This window comes from Falsiroseomonas oleicola (genome assembly GCF_019029495.1).
GTDB lineage: Bacteria > Pseudomonadota > Alphaproteobacteria > Acetobacterales > Acetobacteraceae > Falsiroseomonas > Falsiroseomonas oleicola.
The window spans coordinates 423,100-438,853 of record NZ_JAERQM010000005.1; the positions used below are offsets into that span (position 1 = coordinate 423,100).

Below are 15,754 nucleotides of genomic sequence, written 5' to 3' on the forward strand. Positions count from 1 at the left end.
ATCGAAACCACCCCTGGTTGAATGTCAAGCTGGAACAGTCGGAATGTGTCAGCCAACACCATCCGGTGCAGCCGATCCGTGCAGCAGCACGGCATCCACATTGTCCAGCGCGCGGCGGCCCATGGCATCGCGCGTCTCGATGGTGGCGCTGCCGAGATGCGGCAGCAGCGCGACATTCTCGAGTCCCAGATAGCCCGGGAACACCTTCGGCTCCCCGTCATAGACATCGAGGCCGGCGGCGCGGATATGGCCGGAGGTCAACGCCGCGACCAGGGCCGCATCATCGACCGACCCGCCACGGCCGGTATTGATGACCAGCGCCCCCTTCGGCATCCAGGAGAGCCGCTCCGGATTCAGCCACTTACGAGTTGCCTCGCCGCCCGGCATATGCATCGACAGGACGTCGATGGAGGACAGGAAGTCCCGGTCGTCGTCGTGGAAGGTGGCGCCCTGTTCCAGCTCGGGCGGGGCGCGGCGCAGGTCGCGGTAGTGGATTTCCATGCGGAAGCCGCGCGCCATGGCGGCCAGTTCGCGGCCGATGCGGCCGAAGCCGGCGATGCCGAGGCGCTTGCCCTCCAGCGTCACGCCCATGAGCTGGGTCGGCGCCCAGCCGTCCCATTTGCCGGCGCGGACCATGCGCTCGCCCTCTCCGGCGCGGCGGGCAGCCATCAGCATCAGGGTGAAGGCGGTCTCGGCGGTGGCGAAGGACAGCACCTCGGGCGTATTGGCCACGGTGATGCCGCGGGCCTTCGCACTGGCGACGTCGATATGGTCGGTGCCGACCGAGAAGGTGGCGACGATCTTCACGCTGTCCGGCAGGGCGGCTATGGTGGCAGCCCCCATCGGGTCGCCGGCGGCGCAGAGAATGCCGGCGGCGCCAACCTCCGCCGCACGGCGGGCAATTTCCGCCCCATCGCGGTACCAGGGCGCATCCGCGCTGTTCAGCCGGGCGTCGTAGTCGCGCGCGGCGCGGGCCTCGATGGCCTCGGGCAGGCGGCGGGTCAGCAGCAGGATGGGCTTCGGCATGGTGGAACGGCTCCCCGGTCAGTTTCCCATCTTGGTAGCAGAGACCGCCTGGCTTGCCAGCCGGGGCCTGCGGTAGCAGGTTCCCGCCAACCGCCGCAGAAGGAATGACAAGATGGATCTGGGTCTCAAGGGCAAGCGCGCCCTGGTGATGGGTGCCTCCAAGGGTCTCGGCCGCGCGATCGCGGACAGCCTGGCGGCCGAGGGCGCCGCCGTGGTGGTCAGCGGCCGCGACCAGGCGACGCTGGATAAGGTGGCGGGTGAGCTGAAGGCCGCCGGCGCCCCGCAGGCCTTTGGTGTGCCGGCGGATGTGGCCAGCGGCGCGGATATGGACCGGCTGGCGGATGAGGCCGCGCGGCTGATGGGCGGCGTCGATATCCTGGTGCTGAACCATGGCGGCCCGCCGCCCTGCATCGCCTCCGAGATCACAGATGCCTCGCTGCACACCTGGTTCGAGCAGATGGTCGCCTCGCCGATCCGCATCTGCAACCGGCTGATGCCGGCGATGCGCAAGCAGGGCTGGGGCCGCGTGATCGTGGTGGGCAGCACCGGCATGCAGCACCCGATTCCGAACCTCGCGCTGTCCAACACGCTGCGCGCCGCGATCTGGGGCTGGCTGAAGACGTTTTCGGGCGAGGTCGCGCAGGATGGCGTGACGATGAACGTTCTGGCACCCGGCAGCATCATGACCGGCCGCATCACCCAAAACGCCGAATCGCGCGCGGCCAAGGCGGGCACCACGGCGGAGGCGGAGATCGCGCAGATGGCCGCCGAGATTCCGGCGAAGCGCATCGGCATGCCCGACGAGTTCGGCCCGATGGGCGCCTTCCTTGCCAGCGAGCGTGGCGGCTACATCACCGGCAGCATGATTCGTGTGGACGGCGGCCGCGTCCGCAGCATGCTGTAAGGAATAGCTGCCGTGATCCCGAACCTCTCCCCCGATGTCGAGCTGGCCGCGAAGCTGTTCGACGCGTTGCGCGACGCCAGCTTCGACGGCGTCGGCATCACCCGCGACGCCTATGGCGCTGGTGAGCGACGCGCGCATGAGATCGTGTGCGCGGCGGCGGAGGGGATCGGGCTGGAATGCCGCGCGGACCCGGTGGGCAATCTGCTGATGACCCTGCCGGGCAGCGACCGCGCCGCGAAGCGCGTGCTGCTCGGCAGCCATCTGGACAGCGTGGCGGAAGGCGGCAATTTCGATGGCGCCGCCGGCGTGCTCTGCGGCCTGTCCGCGGTGGCCGGCATGAAGCGCGCCGGCTTCGTGCCGGGGCGCGACGTGACGGTGGTGGCGGTGCGGGCGGAGGAGGCGGGAAGCTGGTTTCCCATCTCCTACCCCGGTTCGCGCGGCGCGCTCGGCCTGCTGAAGCCGGAAGAACTCCAGGCGAAGCGGCAGGACAATGGCCGCTCGCTGGCCGACCATATGCGCGACGAAGGCTTCGATCCGGGCTTCGTCGAGGCCGGTGGCAAGACCTTCTCGCCCGACGACACCGCAGCCTTTCTCGAATTGCATATCGAGCAGGGGCCGGTGCTGGAAGGGCAGGGGGTGCCGGTCGGCATCGTCACCGGCATTCCCGGCAGCCGGCGCCTGCGCGCCGCGCGCGTGCTGGGCGAATACAACCATTCCGGCGCGACACCGCGAAAATACCGGCGCGACGCGGCGATTGCCCTCGCCGAACTGGCGCATCGCGTCGATGACCGCTGGGTGGAGCTGGAGGCGCGGGGCCATGTGCTGGTCGTCACCTTCTGCGTCATGGGCACGACCGAGGATGCCGGCTTCACCAAGATCGCCGGCGAGGCGCGCTTCCAGCTCGACGTGCGCAGCGTGAATCCGCGCAGCTGCGACCTGCTGATGGAAGCGCTGTACGACGCGGTGCCGGAGATCGAGGCGCGGCGCGGCGTGCGCTTCGAACTCGGCGCCGAGACCACGAGCCGCGCCGCGCCGATGGATGCGGAGATCCAGTCCGGCCTGGTGCGCGCGGCCGATGCGCTGGGCATCAGGCATCTGGCGATGGCGAGCGGCGCCGGCCATGATGCGGCAGCCTTTGCCATGGCGGGCATCCCGGCCGGGATGATCTTCGTCCGCAATCAGAATGGCAGCCACAATCCGAAGGAAGCGATGCGGATGGACGATTTTGCCGAGGCCTGTGCCGTCGTGACGCGCTGGGCGAGCGAGGCTTCGCAGTGAGCGTTGGGGCACGCCTCGCCGTCGATATCGGCGGCACCTTCACCGATGTGGCCGTCGAGCGTGATGGCGAACGCTGGACCGGCAAGGTCCTGACCACGCCACATGCTCCGGAACTCGGCGTGCTCAACGGCGTGAAGCTGGTGATGGAGAAGGCGGGGCTGACGCCGGCTGATATCGCCCTCGTCATTCACGGCACCACGCTGGCCACCAATGCGATCATCGAGCGCAAGGGTGCCAAGACCGCGCTGCTGACCACGGACGGGTTTCGGGACGTGCTCGCGCTGGGCAATGAGTCCCGCTACGACCAGTACGACCTCAACATCGACCTGCCGCAGCCGCTGATCCCGCGCCGCTGGCGCCTGACGGTGCCGGAGCGGCTGGACAATGAGGGGCGCATCCTGCTGGCGCTGGATGAGGCCGCGGTGCGGGCGCAGGTCGCTGTGATGCGCGCCGAGGGCATCGAGAGCCTGGCCATCGGCTTCCTGCATGCCTTCGTGAACCCGGCGCATGAAAAGCGCGCCGCCGCCATCGCGCACGAGATGTGGCCGGAACTGCCGATCTCGCTGTCTTCCGAAGTCTCGCCCGAGATGCGGGAGTGGGAGCGGTTTTCGACCACCGCGGCGAATGCCTATGTGCAGCCGCTGATGGCGAGCTATCTGCGGCGGCTGGAGACGGGCCTGAAGGAAGGCGGCTTCGGCTGCCCGCTGTTCATGATGCTGTCGGGTGGCGGGCTGACGACGCTCGACACCGCAGCGCGCTTCCCGATCCGCCTGGTCGAATCCGGCCCGGCCGGTGGCGCGATCTTCTCGGCGCATGTGGCCAAGCAGCGCGGATGGTCGAAGGTGCTGTCCTTCGACATGGGCGGCACCACCGCGAAGGTCTGCCTGATCGACGATTTCGCGCCGCAGGCGTCGCGTACCTTCGAGGTCGCGCGCGTCGGCCGCTTCAAGAAGGGTTCTGGGCTGCCGCTGCGGATTCCGGTGATCGAGATGGTGGAGATCGGCGCCGGCGGCGGCTCCATCGCGCATCTCGATGCGCTGGGTCGCATCCAGGTCGGGCCGGAAAGCGCGGGCGCCGATCCGGGGCCGGCCTGCTATGGCCGCGGCGGCGACAAGCCGGCGGTGACGGATGCGAACCTGTCCCTCGGCCGCTACGAGCCGGACCTTTTTGCGGGCGGCGCGCTGAAGCTGCATGTGCAGCCGGCGCTCGACGCGCTGGAGGCGCATGTGGGCCGTGGGCTCGGGCTGGCGCCGGAGATGGCCGGGCTCGGCGTGGTCGAGATGGTGGACGAGAACATGGCCAATGCGGCGCGTGTCCATGCCATCGAGTCTGGAAAAGGCTATGGCGGCCGCGGCATCATCGCCTTCGGTGGCGGCGGCCCGGTGCATGGCTATCGCGTGGCGGAGAAGATCGGCGTGGATCGCGTGCTGGTGCCGTCAGGGGCCGGCGTCGGCTCCGCCATCGGCTTTCTGCGCGCGCCGGTGGGCTATGAGGTGGTGAAGTCCCTGTACCAGCGGTTCCGCACCTTCGACGTCAGCGCGGTGAATGCGCTGCTGGCCGAGATGTCGGCCGAAGCGTCCCGCGTCGTGGCCGAAGGCTCCTTCGGCGCGCCGACCGAGGAGCATCGCATCGCCTTCATGCGCTATGTCGGCCAGGGGCATGAGATCAACGTGGCACTGCCCGCGCGCCCACTGACCGTGCAGGACGTGGCCGCGATCCGCGCGGCCTACGACGCCGAATACACGCGCTTCTACGACCGGCCGGTGCCGGGCAGCGATGTCGAAATCCTGTCCTTCGCGGTCACGGTCGCGACGGTGGCGGATGCGGTGGAGCCGGTCGCCCCCGTCGCCGATGCGCCCGCCCCGGCGCCGATCCGCGTGCAGCAGGTGCGCGACACGGCCACGGGGCAGGTGGCGCCCTGGCAGGTCTATGACCGCGCCGAAATGCCGCCTGGCGCCACGGTGCCCGGGCCGTGCATCGTCTCCGAAGCCGAGACCAGCACGCTGGTCGGGCCGGGCTGGCGCTGCCGCGTCGATGGGCTGGGGTATCTGGAACTGACGAGAGGTGCGGGGCGATGAGTTGGCTCAAGCGCTTACTTGGCGCTCCGCAAACACCAACGCAGCCTGCAAGCACGACTCCCGAGCTGCCGACCGCTGAGGAGATGAACTTCGTCATCCCCGCGTTCGGTCAGCTAATGGAGAGGAATGCAGGTCAACTCGGAACTGTTTTCGACGAGGCGATGTTGCCTAAATCGAAAGCACGTCTCGAATTTGTCCTGTTTTGTGCGATTGGCGTCGTTGAGAGCGAAGATGAAGCGCAGCAGTTGGCCGCCGGCTTGCTGCATATTGCTGACTACCAGCCGAACGTTGGGACGGTACCGGTCACGCAGTTACCCGCATTGCCAACTCTCGGCTCGCCCTCAAGCCCTGAGGCAATCCGCGCCGCTGCCGAGGCAGTTTCTGCGCATGCGGTCACGTCGAGGTATTCGGCCTTCGAGATGCGAGTGCAGCAGGATCTCGAGCGCCTGAACGGAATGGCCGATAAGGCGCTGGCTGCGCGAGCGGCCCGACTCAAGCACCGGAGTGGACGATGATCGGCGCCGACGCACTGACAAAGATTCAGCAGCAGATCCAGTGGAATCGCCTGATCGCGGTGGTGGAGGAACAGGCGCAGATCATGATCCGCACCGCCTTCTCCACCACGGTGCGGGAAGCCGGTGACCTCTCGGCCGGCGTCTTCGACCTGCAGGGCCGCATGCTGGCGCAGGCCGTCACCGGCACGCCGGGGCACGTCAATTCCATGATGGAATCGGTCGGCCATTTCCTCGCGAAATTCCCGGCGGAGACGATGAAGCCGGGCGACCACTACATCACCAACGACCCCTGGCTCGGCACCGGGCACCTGCACGACCTCACCGTCGTCACGCCCGCCTTCCAGCGCGGCCGGATCGTCGGCCTGTTTGCCAACACGGCCCACGTCATCGATGTCGGCGGCCTCGGCATGGGCCCCGAGGGTCGCAGCGTCTTCGAGGAGGGGCTCTATATCCCCATCGTGAAGTGCTTCGATCAGGGGAAGCCGAACGAGACGCTGTTCGACTTCGTCCGCGTCGGCACCCGCACCCCGGTGGAGCTCGAGGGCGATATCTACTCCCTCTGTGCCTGCAACGATGCCGGCGCCAAGCGTCTGGTCGAGATGCTGGACGAGTTCGGCATGGACAGCCTGGACCCCTTGGCCGCCTACATCTTCGACAGCTCGCTGAAGGCGACGCTCGAGGAAATCGCGAAGATTCCTCAGGGCAGCTACAGCGCCCAGATTACCTCCGATGGCTACGAGGCCCCCGTCACGCTGAAGGCCGCGATGACGGTGAAGGCGGATGAGATCGTGGTGGACTATGCCGGCACCTCCGGCCTCTCCGGGCGGGGGATCAACGTGCCGGCCTCCTACTGCCGCGCCTATTCCTGCTTCGGCATCAAGGTGGTGGTGGCGCCCGAAATCCCGAACAACTGGGCCTCGCTGGCGCCCTTCCGGATGGAGATCCCGGAGGGCTGCATCCTGAATGCGCCGCGGCCCTACCCGGTCTCGGTCCGCCATGTGGTCGGCCAGTTGCTGCCCGACCTGATGATGGGCTGCCTGCACCAGGCGGTGCCGGATCGCGTGACGGCGGAGGGCTCCTCCGCCCTCTGGAACCCGCCGCTGCGGGGCGGCGCGCAGGTCTCGGGCTCCGCGGCGGAGCTGCCGGATTTCGAGATCATCACCTTCAACTCCGGCGGCACCGGCGCGCGCCGCACCAAGGACGGCATGGACGGCACCGCCTTCCCGTCCGGCGTGCGCACCATGCCGGTGGAGGCGACGGAAAACGTCGCGCCGGTGATCTTCTGGCAGAACCAGATCCGCGAGGGCTCGGCCGGCGCCGGCCGCACCCGTGGCGGCTTCGGCAAGGTCATGGAGATCGGCACCAAGGGCGAGGCCGAATTCGCCGTGAACGCCATCTTCGACCGCGTGGCGAATGCGCCGAAAGGCCGGGACGGCGGCGGCGATGGCGCGGCCGGATGGGTCGGCCACACCGATGGCACCACCATCCGCACCAAGGGGTTCCAGATTGTCCCCAAGGGCAAGCGCCTGGTGCTGAACCTGCCCGGCGGCGGCGGCATGGGCGACCCGAAGCAGCGCGACCGCGCGCTGGTCGAGCGTGACGTGGCGGATGGGCTGATCAGCCCCGAACAGGCCAAGGCGCTGTACGGCGCCTGAACCCGTTGCGCGCACGAAGCCTTTTCAACGTGTAACCGCTGCCTCCGCCGCCCTTGGGCCGGCGGAGGCAGCACCCAACTCTGGGGCATGAACGCAACCACCCGACGCGCCGCACTTGCCGGCGGCCTTTTGGTGCTGGCGGCCCCGGCGCTGCGGGCCCAGCCTCGTGCTCCGGCGGGGCGCCTTGCCGCCGGACTCGATCGTGCGGCGGAAACCCCCGGCCTACGCAGCCTGATCGTCGTCCAGAACGGCGTGCCGTTGGCGGAGCGGGTGTTTCGCGGGCCGGCGCTGGACCGGCCGACCAATGTCAAATCCGCCTCCAAGACCATCCTCGCCATGCTCGCCGGCATCGCCATCGAGCGTGGCGTGCTGCGCGGGCTGGACCAGCCCGTGGCGCCGATCCTCGGCAACCGAATCCCGCGCGGCGCCGACCCGGCGGTGCGCGACATCACGCTGAACCACCTGCTGTCGATGCGCGCGGGGCTGGAGCCGACTTCCGGCGCCAATTACGGCCGCTGGGTCAGCAGCCGGGACTGGGTGGGCTTCGCGCTGGGGCGGCCGATGGTGGATGAGCCGGGCGGGCGGATGCTCTATTCCACCGGCACCTCCCACATCCTGGCCGCCGTGCTGGCCCGCGCCAGCGGCCGCAGCATCCGCGAACTGGCGACGGAGTGGCTGTTCCGCCCGCTCGGCCATCCGGTGCCGGAATGGACGCGGGACCCGCAGGGGCTGCATTTCGGCGGCAACGAGATGGCGCTGTCCCCGCGCGCGCTGCTGGCCTTCGGCGAATGCTGCCGCAATGGCGGGCGGCATGAGGGACGGCAGGTGATCCCGGAGGCCTTTCTACGCCAGGCCTGGTTGCCCCTGGGGCGCTCCGCCTGGTCCGGGCAGCAATACGGCCTCGGCTGGTGGATCGCGGAGGCGCGGGGCCAGCCGGTCTTCTACGCCTGGGGCTATGGCGGGCAGATGGTCTATCTGCTGCCGGGGCTGGGGCTGACCGTGGTCATGACCTCCGACCCCGACGTGCCGCGCGTGCGCGGCCAGGTGCAGACGCGCCATGCGCTGCTGACCGAGGGCATCTTGCCGGCGTTTCTGGCTGCCTAATCATCCGGCCCACCCTTGGTCTGATCCGTCACCCCCGGCGGGTCCGGGTATAGGTCCGATGGCACCTTGGCATCCGGATTCCGGGTGGTTCCGCCTTGCTGGACTTTCGCCTGGGTGGTCTTGCTGGTGGGGTCGGCGCTGTTCATGCGCTCGGCGGCGCCGGTGGGAAGCTTGGTTTTATCCTGGGTCATTCTCCCTCAACGCGCCGCCGGGGCGCTGGCTCCCTATCGGAACGCCCCGCGGCTTGGCATGATCGCGCAGGCCTGACCCGAGGGATCCCAAGAATGGCGCTCCGCTGCGACCTCATCATCCGTGACGCGACCCTGATCGACGGTACTGGCGCGCCGCGCCGCATCGGTGACCTCGGCGTGAAGGGTGACCGCATCGCGGCCATCGGCGACCTGGGCGGCGCGACCGGGGATCGGGAGGTGATCGCCACGAGCAAGGCGCTCGCCCCCGGCTTCATCGATGCCCATACACATGACGACCGCGCGGTGCTCTGTGGCCCGCAATGCACCACCTGCAAGACCAGCCAGGGCGTCACCACCGTCGTCGTCGGCTGCTGCGGCGTCTCGCTCTCCCCGGCGCGGTTCAAGCGCACCCCGCCGCCGCCGCTCGACCTGATCGGCGCGGAGGGATGGTGGCGCTTCGGCGATTTCGGCGACTACGCCGAGGCGCTGCGCAGGCAGGGGTCGGAGGTCAACACCTACGCCCTGGCCGGCCACCAGACCATGCGGGTGGAGGCGATGGATGGCGACGTGTCCCGCCCTGCCAATGACCGCGAAATCCACCACATGCACCAGCGGCTGAAGCAGGCGCTGGCGGAAGGCGCCTCCGGCTTCTCCACCGGCCTTTACTACGACCCCAACAAGCATGCGACGACCGAGGAGGTCATCGCGGTGGCGGAGGCCCTGCGCACCACCGGCGGCCTCTATTCCACCCATATGCGCGACGAGGCCGATAAGGTCCTGGCCTCGATCGAGGAGACGATGAAGATCGGCAAGAAGGCCGGCGTCGGCGTGCAGATCAGCCACCACAAATGCTCGCTGCCGGAGAATTTCGGCCGCTCCACCCAGACCCTGCCGCTGATCGCCGAATATGCGCGGACGCAGGAAGTGGCCTATGACGTCTATCCCTATCCGGCCGGCTCCACCGTGCTGATGCCGGACCGGCTGCGCGACGATGTGAAGGTGATGATCACCTGGTCTGTCCCGCACCCGGAAATGGCGGGCAAGTATCTGCATGAGATCGCGCGCGGCTGGAACAGCGACATCAAGGCCGCCGCCGAACGCCTGACCCCCGCCGGGCAGATCAGCTTCCAGATGGATGAGGAGGATGTGCGCCGCATCATGGCGCATCCGCTGTCGATGATCGGCAGCGACGGCATCCCGCACGACGCCCATCCGCATCCGCGCCTCTGGGGCACCTTTCCGCGCGTGCTGGGGCACTACGTGCGCGATGTCGGCCTGTTCTCGCTGGAGACGGCCGTCCACAAGATGACCGGCCGCTGCGCGGAGGCCTATGGCATCGTCGATCGCGGCGTACTGGTGGAAGGCGCCTATGCCGACCTCTGCCTGTTCGACCCGGCGACGGTGATCGACGCGGCGACCTTCGAAACACCGACCCTGCCGAGCCTCGGCATCGAGGAGGTCTGGGCCAATGGCCGGCCCACCTTCCGTGCCGGCTATGGCGAGCAGGGTGGGGCCACCGGGGAAAAGCCGGGCCGGCTGGTGACACGCCATCGCGCTTGAACCCGCTCCGCCGGAGCCGCCACCTCGGGCCCGCGCCTGGTACCAGCCAGCGCCGGCGCCGGCCAATGACGTCGTGCCGGCGGCTGCTGCGCCAGATCCGAAGCCCCGCACGGCGCGCAATGCGCTGATCGCGGGGGTGCTGCTGCTGGGCGCGCTGGCGCTCGGCACGCAGATCTTCAGCGGTGGCTTCACCACCCGCCCGGGGATGGAGGTCTATGTGAAGGCCGGCCCCCGGGTCGGGGCGGAACGTCTGGCGCGGGACCTGCTGGCGGCGCATCCGCCGGGCAGCAATCTCGGCCCCTTGCTGGTGCAGTTGCAGAGCTACGGCTTCGAATGCCGGCCGGTTCGGCAGGATGGCGTCGCCGAATCCTGCCGCTACCGCGCGCGCTGGGGCAGCACGCAGTTGCTGACCGCGGTGGTGGAGCTGGGGCATGATGACCTTGTGGTGCAGACCATCACCGCCCGCATGGCGCTCTCCGCCCCCTGAGCTTCACAAGGTCAGCATAGCTGTCATTATAGGCGCATGGATTGGTTGCCCCTCCTCGGTTTCGCCATCGCCTCCTCGGTCACACCGGGGCCGAATGTTCTGATGGTCGCCGCGTCGGCCGCCGCGCATGGGCTGCGGCGGGTGCTGCCGCATATGCTGGGCGTCACCTTCGGCTTCGGCGGCATGATCCTGCTGGTCGGGCTGGGCCTCGCCGGGCCGCTGCTGGCCAGCCGCACGCTGCATGAGGTGCTGCGCTGGGCCGGCGCGCTCTGGCTGCTGTGGCTGGCCTGGAAGATCGCCACGGCGTCGCCGCCACGCGGCGCCTCAGCCTCGGCGCCGCCACGCGGCGCCTCAGCCTCGGCGCCGCCCAGCGGTGCTTCCGGCCCGGTGAAGCCACCGCTGGGCTTTGTCGGCGGCGCGCTGTTCCAGTGGGTGAACCCCAAGGCCTGGATGATCGCCGCGGCCGTGGTGCCGGCCTTCACCCGGCCGGGGGAGCCGATGCTGCCACAGGTCCTGGCGATCTCGCTGGTCTTCGTGGCGATCACCATGCCCTGCCTGCTGGTCTGGGCCGGCATCGGCGTGGGCACCGGCCGGCTGCTGCGCAAGCCCGCCCATCTGCGCGCCTTCAACATCGCCATGGCGCTGCTGCTGGTGGCCAGCCTGGTGCCGATGCTGCGGTAGACCCGCACCGGTAGACTTTGGGCCTTTCGCGCCCTAATCCCGGTGGCCAGACCGGGGAGACATCCGATGGACATCCAGCAGCCCACCGCCGATCCGCATGCCGAGATCCGCGAGGAAGTCCGGAAACTCTGCGCGCGTTTCCCGGGCGAATACTGGCGGGAGCTGGATGCGCGGCGTGGCTACCCCACCGAATTCGTCAATGCCCTGACCGAGAGCGGCTACCTGGCCGCGCTGATCCCGGAGGAATTCGGCGGGGCCGGCCTGCCGCTGGCCGGTGCGGCGGCGATCCTGGAGGAGATCCAGGCCAGCGGCTGCAATGGTGCCGCCTGCCACGCGCAGATGTACATCATGGGCACCATCCTGCGGCATGGCAGCCCGGCCCAGAAGGCGCAGTACCTGCCCGCGATCGCCGAGGGCAAGCTGCGCCTTCAGGCCTTCGGCGTGACGGAGCCGACCAGCGGCACCGACACCACCGCGCTGCGCACCACGGCCCGTCGCGAAGGCGACAAGTACATCATCAACGGCCAGAAGATCTGGACCAGCCGGGCGGAGCATTCCGACCTGATGCTGCTGCTGGCCCGCACCACCCCGCGCGACCAGGTGGCGAAGAAGACCGAGGGCCTGTCCACCTTCATCGTCGACATGCGGACGGCCAAGGGCCTCACCATCCGCCCGATCCGCACCATGATGAACCACAATTCCTGCGAGGTCTTCTTCGACAACATGGAGGTGCCGGCGGAGAACCTGCTGGGTGTCGAGGGCAAGGGCTTCCGCTACATCCTGGACGGCATGAATGCCGAGCGCCTGCTGATCGCGGCGGAGTGCATCGGCGATGCCAAGTGGTTCATCGCCAAGGCCAGTGCCTATGCCAAGGAACGCGTTTTGTTCGGCCGCCCGATCGGCCAGAACCAGGGCGTGCAGTTCCCCATCGCCAAGGCCTATGCCCAGATGCGCGCGGCGGAGGCCATTGTCGAAAAGGGCCTGGCCAAATTCGCCGCCGGCCAGAACTGCGGCGAGGAGGCCAATATGGGCAAGATGCTCGCGGCGGAAGCGAGCTGGGCCGCCGGCGAGGCCTGCGTGAACACCCATGGCGGCTTCGGCTTCGCCGAGGAATACGACATCGAGCGCAAGTTCCGCGAGACGCGGCTGTACCAGGTGGCGCCGATCAGCACGAACCTGATTTTGTCGTATATTGGCGAGCATGTGCTGGGGATGCCGCGGAGCTATTGAGCTCTGCAGGCCATTGAGAAGCACAGATGGCAAATGGAAAGCGTCGATTTCGCATACGGGAAAATATCCCATCGTGGGCAGACCTTCGGGCGCTGGGCGAAATCCGCGCTATCAACAACATATCATATGCGTTACTCCTGATGGTTCCTGTTCTGGCAGCGGTTTGGCCAGTTGGACGCTCTCTACTCGCAGATTTTGATGTTAATATGCCACATCTACCATCTGGATTGGTTTCTGCGTTTTTTGCCTCGCTGGGTATCTTTCTGGCTCATATCATATACCAGTGGCGGTGCCCGGCGGTTATCAAAAATCTTAGCTTGCAAGATTATCAGGTCAGGCAGGTCTCGTTTTATGATGCGGTAACGACTGATGGCTTCATAGAGACGTACTGCGATCAGGTGTCCACGCTGTCGGCTACGGTCGATAGAGATAAAGTTGGTGGTGATCTTTTTGATCTTGTGTGGGAGCTACCGCTAGTAAGGCGACAGATCGAGCATCAAAAAGGCCTTCAGGTGTCACAATCGGTGGCAGTATCGAAGGCCGCCAAAGCTGATATTGTGCGGCGCCTTGCAAATGTAGAATATTTGGTGCTAAGTAACAAGCAGCCGAATTTTCGTTTGGTTTGTGCGATGTTTTACGGAATGTCGGTGATTTTGGTGGCAGCTATAGTGTTTCGGCAGGTCTATTTCGTGGCGCGTGAGGGCGGTTTGCTTTGACAGAGCGATCTAATAAAACCGATTTGGAGTTCGGCTCTCACAAGCCCCTCTCCGGCCTCCTGGTCGTCGCCATGGAACAGGCCGTCGCCGCGCCCACCTGCTCCGTGAAACTTGCCGATGCCGGCGCCCGCGTCATCAAGATTGAGCGGGCGGAGGGCGACTTCGCGCGCGGCTACGACAAGGCCGCCGCCGGCCAGTCCAGCTATTTCGTCTGGCTCAACCGGGGCAAGGAATCCCTGACCCTCGACATCAAGAAAGCCGAGGACAAGGCGCTTCTCGCGCGAATCCTGGCGAAGGCGGATGTCTTCATCCAGAACCTCGCCCCGGGTGCCATGGCCCGCGCAGGCTTCGGCAGCGCCGCGCTGCGCGAGAAGCATCAGCGCCTCATCACGGTCGATATCTCCGGCTATGGCGAGGAGGGCGATTACGCCGCGATGAAGGCCTATGACCTTTTGGTGCAGGCGGAATCGGGCCTCGCGGCCATCACCGGCCATCCGGCCGGGCCGGGCAGGGTGGGGGTCTCGGTCGCCGACATCGCCTGCGGCATGAACGCCCATGCCGCCGTATTGGAGGCGTTGATCGCACGCGGCATCACCGGCCGGGGCACCGGCATCGCGGTGTCGCTGTTCGATGGCATCGCGGACTGGATGAACGTGCCGCTGCTGTATTTCGAGGGCACCGGCCGGGCGCCGGAGCGGGTGGGCCTCGCCCATCCCTCCATCTGCCCCTACGGCGCCTTCGCCACCTCCGATGGCGCACTGGTGCTGATCTCGATCCAGAATGAGCGGGAATGGGCGGCGCTCTGCACCGGCTTCCTGGATGCGCCGGAACTGCCCGCCGAGTCCGGATGGCGCAGCAACAATGAACGCGTGGCGAACCGCCCGGTGGTCGATGCGCGGGTCGGCCAGGCCTTCGCGAGGCTGACGCGGGATGCGGCGGCGGCGCGGCTCAACGCGGCCGGCATCGCCTATGGCTTCGTGAACGGCGTGCCGGAACTGGCGGCCCATCCGGCCCTGCGCCGCCTGGTGGTGGAGACGCCGCAGGGTCCGGTCGCCATGGCCGCCCCCGCCGCGCGCCTGGCGCAGACCGACCGCGCCTATGGCCGAGTCCCGGCCCTTGGCGAGCACAGCTCAGCCATCCGCGCCGAGTTTTCAGCGGCCTGAGCTATGCAATGGCCGAATAGCTGCACCGCAACATTTCGGACATGCTGCACTGCAAAAAACCCCTTGCGGGACCCTTTGCTTCCGACTAGATTGTGCATCGCAGCAACACGGCGTTGCCGGGTTGTCTGTCTTTCTTGGACGTTTCCTCCCTAAACTCGGCGGAGCCGCAAGGCTCCGCCTTTTTTTTCGTCCAGGGACCGGGCGCAGAATTCCCGAAGCGCCAGGGGGAAGTCAAGCGAAAGTCGTATACGTCGGCTTCAGCGCAAGCCGTTCCAATCCGCCTTGGCCAGCACCCCGATCAGCCGGCTGATGTCCCGCGTCAGGGACTGCATGCCCGGCGCCCGTTCCAGCCGCGCCTCGTTCATATACAGGCTGCGCGCGATCTCGATCTGAAGCGCATGCACCCCCTCCCGCGGCCGGCCGTAATGGCGGGTGATATAGCCGCCGGCATAGGGGTCGTTGCGCCGCACCCGGTAGCCAAGGCCGCCCAGCGTCTCCTCCACCAGCCTGGTCGCGCGCGGGGCGCAGGCGGTGCCATGCGCATCGCCCAGCACGAAGTCGGAGGGGTTGTGGCCATGCGCCGGATGCGCCGGCATTGAATGGCAATCGATCAGCAGGCAGAAGCCGAATTCGGCGCGGGTCTCGGCGATCAGCTCGGCCAGCGCCGTGTGATAGGGCTGCCAGTACTGCCGCACCCGCGCCTCCGCCTCGGTGAAGGCCAGCTTGTGGCGATAGACCGGCTCGCCGCTGGCCACCACGCGGGCGATGGTGCCGAGGCCGGCGCCGACGCGCGGGCTGGCGCTGTTCACCCAGGCGGGCAGGGGGCCATCGAACATGCCCGGATCCAGCTCCCAGGGCTCGCGATTCGCATCGCAGAAGACGCGGGGGAAGGTGGCCGTCAGCAGCGGCGCGCCGAATTCGGGGGCGGCGGCGAACAGCTCATCGACGAAGCAATCCTCGCTGCGCCGCAACGCCCTCGGATCCAGCCGCGAATCAGCCAGGAAGGCGGCGCTGTAATGGCTGCCGGAATGCGGCGAGCAGAAGACCAGCGGCACACTCTGCCGTACCGGCCGCGCCACCTCGAAGGGCGGCGGCTCGGGTGGCAGGGTGGTGGCGGGGAGTGGCATGTCCATCGGTGCCGCGATCAAGCCACAGGCGGGGGCGCA

General features: G+C 67.8%; 15 protein-coding genes. 12 read left to right on the forward strand and 3 right to left on the reverse strand.

Annotated features, from left to right (window positions below; translation table 11 throughout):
• Positions 1 to 48: 48 nt before the first annotated feature.
• Positions 49 to 1,026: a 2-hydroxyacid dehydrogenase gene (locus JJQ90_RS18670; RefSeq protein WP_216877749.1), complete on the reverse strand. Its 978-nt coding sequence runs from the start codon at positions 1,024 to 1,026 to the stop codon at positions 49 to 51.
• Between the two features lie 112 nt (positions 1,027 to 1,138).
• Between JJQ90_RS18670 and JJQ90_RS18675 the strand changes: the two genes are divergently transcribed.
• The 6 genes from JJQ90_RS18675 (at position 1,139) to JJQ90_RS18700 (ending at position 8,560) form a co-directional block, all read left to right on the forward strand.
• Complete coding sequence (locus JJQ90_RS18675) at positions 1,139 to 1,930, forward strand: SDR family oxidoreductase (protein ID WP_216877750.1); 792 nt, start codon at positions 1,139 to 1,141, stop codon at positions 1,928 to 1,930.
• A gap of 12 nt (positions 1,931 to 1,942) precedes the next feature.
• Positions 1,943 to 3,208, forward strand: coding sequence for a Zn-dependent hydrolase (locus tag JJQ90_RS18680; protein ID WP_216877751.1), 1,266 nt, complete (start codon positions 1,943 to 1,945; stop codon positions 3,206 to 3,208).
• Positions 3,205 to 5,286: a hydantoinase/oxoprolinase family protein gene (locus JJQ90_RS18685; RefSeq protein ID WP_216877752.1), complete on the forward strand. Its 2,082-nt coding sequence runs from the start codon at positions 3,205 to 3,207 to the stop codon at positions 5,284 to 5,286. The genes JJQ90_RS18680 and JJQ90_RS18685 overlap by 4 nt, the downstream gene beginning before the upstream one ends.
• Entirely contained in the window at positions 5,283 to 5,801 is a 519-nt protein-coding gene (locus JJQ90_RS18690; protein WP_216877753.1) for a hypothetical protein, read from the forward strand. Before JJQ90_RS18685 ends, JJQ90_RS18690 begins: the two co-directional genes overlap by 4 nt.
• Positions 5,798 to 7,456, forward strand: coding sequence for a hydantoinase B/oxoprolinase family protein (locus JJQ90_RS18695; RefSeq protein ID WP_216877754.1), 1,659 nt, complete (start codon positions 5,798 to 5,800; stop codon positions 7,454 to 7,456). The genes JJQ90_RS18690 and JJQ90_RS18695 overlap by 4 nt, the downstream gene beginning before the upstream one ends.
• An 87-nt stretch (positions 7,457 to 7,543) precedes the next feature.
• Entirely contained in the window at positions 7,544 to 8,560 is a 1,017-nt protein-coding gene (locus tag JJQ90_RS18700; RefSeq protein ID WP_216877755.1) for a serine hydrolase domain-containing protein, read from the forward strand.
• Here JJQ90_RS18700 and JJQ90_RS18705 read toward each other — a convergent pair.
• Positions 8,557 to 8,751: a hypothetical protein gene (locus JJQ90_RS18705; RefSeq protein WP_216877756.1), complete on the reverse strand. Its 195-nt coding sequence runs from the start codon at positions 8,749 to 8,751 to the stop codon at positions 8,557 to 8,559. The genes JJQ90_RS18700 and JJQ90_RS18705 overlap by 4 nt on opposite strands.
• A 93-nt stretch (positions 8,752 to 8,844) precedes the next feature.
• Between JJQ90_RS18705 and JJQ90_RS18710 the strand changes: the two genes are divergently transcribed.
• The 6 genes from JJQ90_RS18710 (at position 8,845) to JJQ90_RS18735 (ending at position 14,588) form a co-directional block, all read left to right on the forward strand.
• Positions 8,845 to 10,311 carry an N-acyl-D-amino-acid deacylase family protein gene (locus JJQ90_RS18710; protein ID WP_216877757.1) on the forward strand — a complete coding sequence of 489 codons (1,467 nt, stop codon included), beginning with the start codon at positions 8,845 to 8,847 and terminating at the stop codon, positions 10,309 to 10,311.
• Between the two features lie 73 nt (positions 10,312 to 10,384).
• Complete coding sequence (locus tag JJQ90_RS18715) at positions 10,385 to 10,798, forward strand: hypothetical protein (RefSeq protein WP_216877758.1); 414 nt, start codon at positions 10,385 to 10,387, stop codon at positions 10,796 to 10,798.
• 36 nt (positions 10,799 to 10,834) lie between these two features.
• Positions 10,835 to 11,479, forward strand: a complete 645-nt coding sequence (locus JJQ90_RS18720; protein WP_216877759.1) for a LysE family translocator — start codon at positions 10,835 to 10,837, stop codon at positions 11,477 to 11,479.
• Positions 11,480 to 11,545: 66 nt separating this feature from the next.
• Positions 11,546 to 12,709 (forward strand): acyl-CoA dehydrogenase family protein, encoded by a 1,164-nt coding sequence (locus JJQ90_RS18725; protein ID WP_216877760.1) that lies wholly within the window; start codon positions 11,546 to 11,548, stop codon positions 12,707 to 12,709.
• A gap of 26 nt (positions 12,710 to 12,735) precedes the next feature.
• The gene (locus tag JJQ90_RS18730; RefSeq protein WP_216877761.1) at positions 12,736 to 13,425 is read left to right on the forward strand and encodes a hypothetical protein; all 690 of its coding nucleotides are present in this window, start codon (positions 12,736 to 12,738) and stop codon (positions 13,423 to 13,425) included.
• 23 nt (positions 13,426 to 13,448) lie between these two features.
• Positions 13,449 to 14,588, forward strand: a complete 1,140-nt coding sequence (locus JJQ90_RS18735; protein WP_268958665.1) for a CaiB/BaiF CoA transferase family protein — start codon at positions 13,449 to 13,451, stop codon at positions 14,586 to 14,588.
• A 257-nt stretch (positions 14,589 to 14,845) separates the two neighbouring features.
• On the opposite strand, the gene JJQ90_RS18740 is transcribed toward JJQ90_RS18735, so the two are convergent.
• Positions 14,846 to 15,721 (reverse strand): N-formylglutamate amidohydrolase, encoded by an 876-nt coding sequence (locus JJQ90_RS18740; RefSeq protein ID WP_216877762.1) that lies wholly within the window; start codon positions 15,719 to 15,721, stop codon positions 14,846 to 14,848.
• Between the last annotated feature and the right edge of the window lie 33 nt (positions 15,722 to 15,754).

What these genes read in the sequence shown, in the direction of transcription:
- JJQ90_RS18725 (WP_216877760.1), top strand. Translation starts at nt 11,546, where the DNA reads ATGGACATCCAGCAGCCCACCGCCGATCCGCATGCCGAGATCCGCGAG.
- JJQ90_RS18675 (WP_216877750.1), top strand. Translation starts at nt 1,139, where the DNA reads ATGGATCTGGGTCTCAAGGGCAAGCGCGCCCTGGTGATGGGTGCCTCC.
- JJQ90_RS18710 (WP_216877757.1), top strand. Translation starts at nt 8,845, where the DNA reads ATGGCGCTCCGCTGCGACCTCATCATCCGTGACGCGACCCTGATCGAC.
- JJQ90_RS18670 (WP_216877749.1), bottom strand. Translation starts at nt 1,026, where the DNA reads ATGCCGAAGCCCATCCTGCTGCTGACCCGCCGCCTGCCCGAGGCCATC.
- JJQ90_RS18700 (WP_216877755.1), top strand. Translation starts at nt 7,544, where the DNA reads ATGAACGCAACCACCCGACGCGCCGCACTTGCCGGCGGCCTTTTGGTG.
- JJQ90_RS18705 (WP_216877756.1), bottom strand. Translation starts at nt 8,751, where the DNA reads ATGACCCAGGATAAAACCAAGCTTCCCACCGGCGCCGCCGAGCGCATG.
- JJQ90_RS18740 (WP_216877762.1), bottom strand. Translation starts at nt 15,721, where the DNA reads ATGGACATGCCACTCCCCGCCACCACCCTGCCACCCGAGCCGCCGCCC.
- JJQ90_RS18720 (WP_216877759.1), top strand. Translation starts at nt 10,835, where the DNA reads ATGGATTGGTTGCCCCTCCTCGGTTTCGCCATCGCCTCCTCGGTCACA.
- JJQ90_RS18690 (WP_216877753.1), top strand. Translation starts at nt 5,283, where the DNA reads ATGAGTTGGCTCAAGCGCTTACTTGGCGCTCCGCAAACACCAACGCAG.
- JJQ90_RS18730 (WP_216877761.1), top strand. Translation starts at nt 12,736, where the DNA reads ATGGCAAATGGAAAGCGTCGATTTCGCATACGGGAAAATATCCCATCG.
- JJQ90_RS18695 (WP_216877754.1), top strand. Translation starts at nt 5,798, where the DNA reads ATGATCGGCGCCGACGCACTGACAAAGATTCAGCAGCAGATCCAGTGG.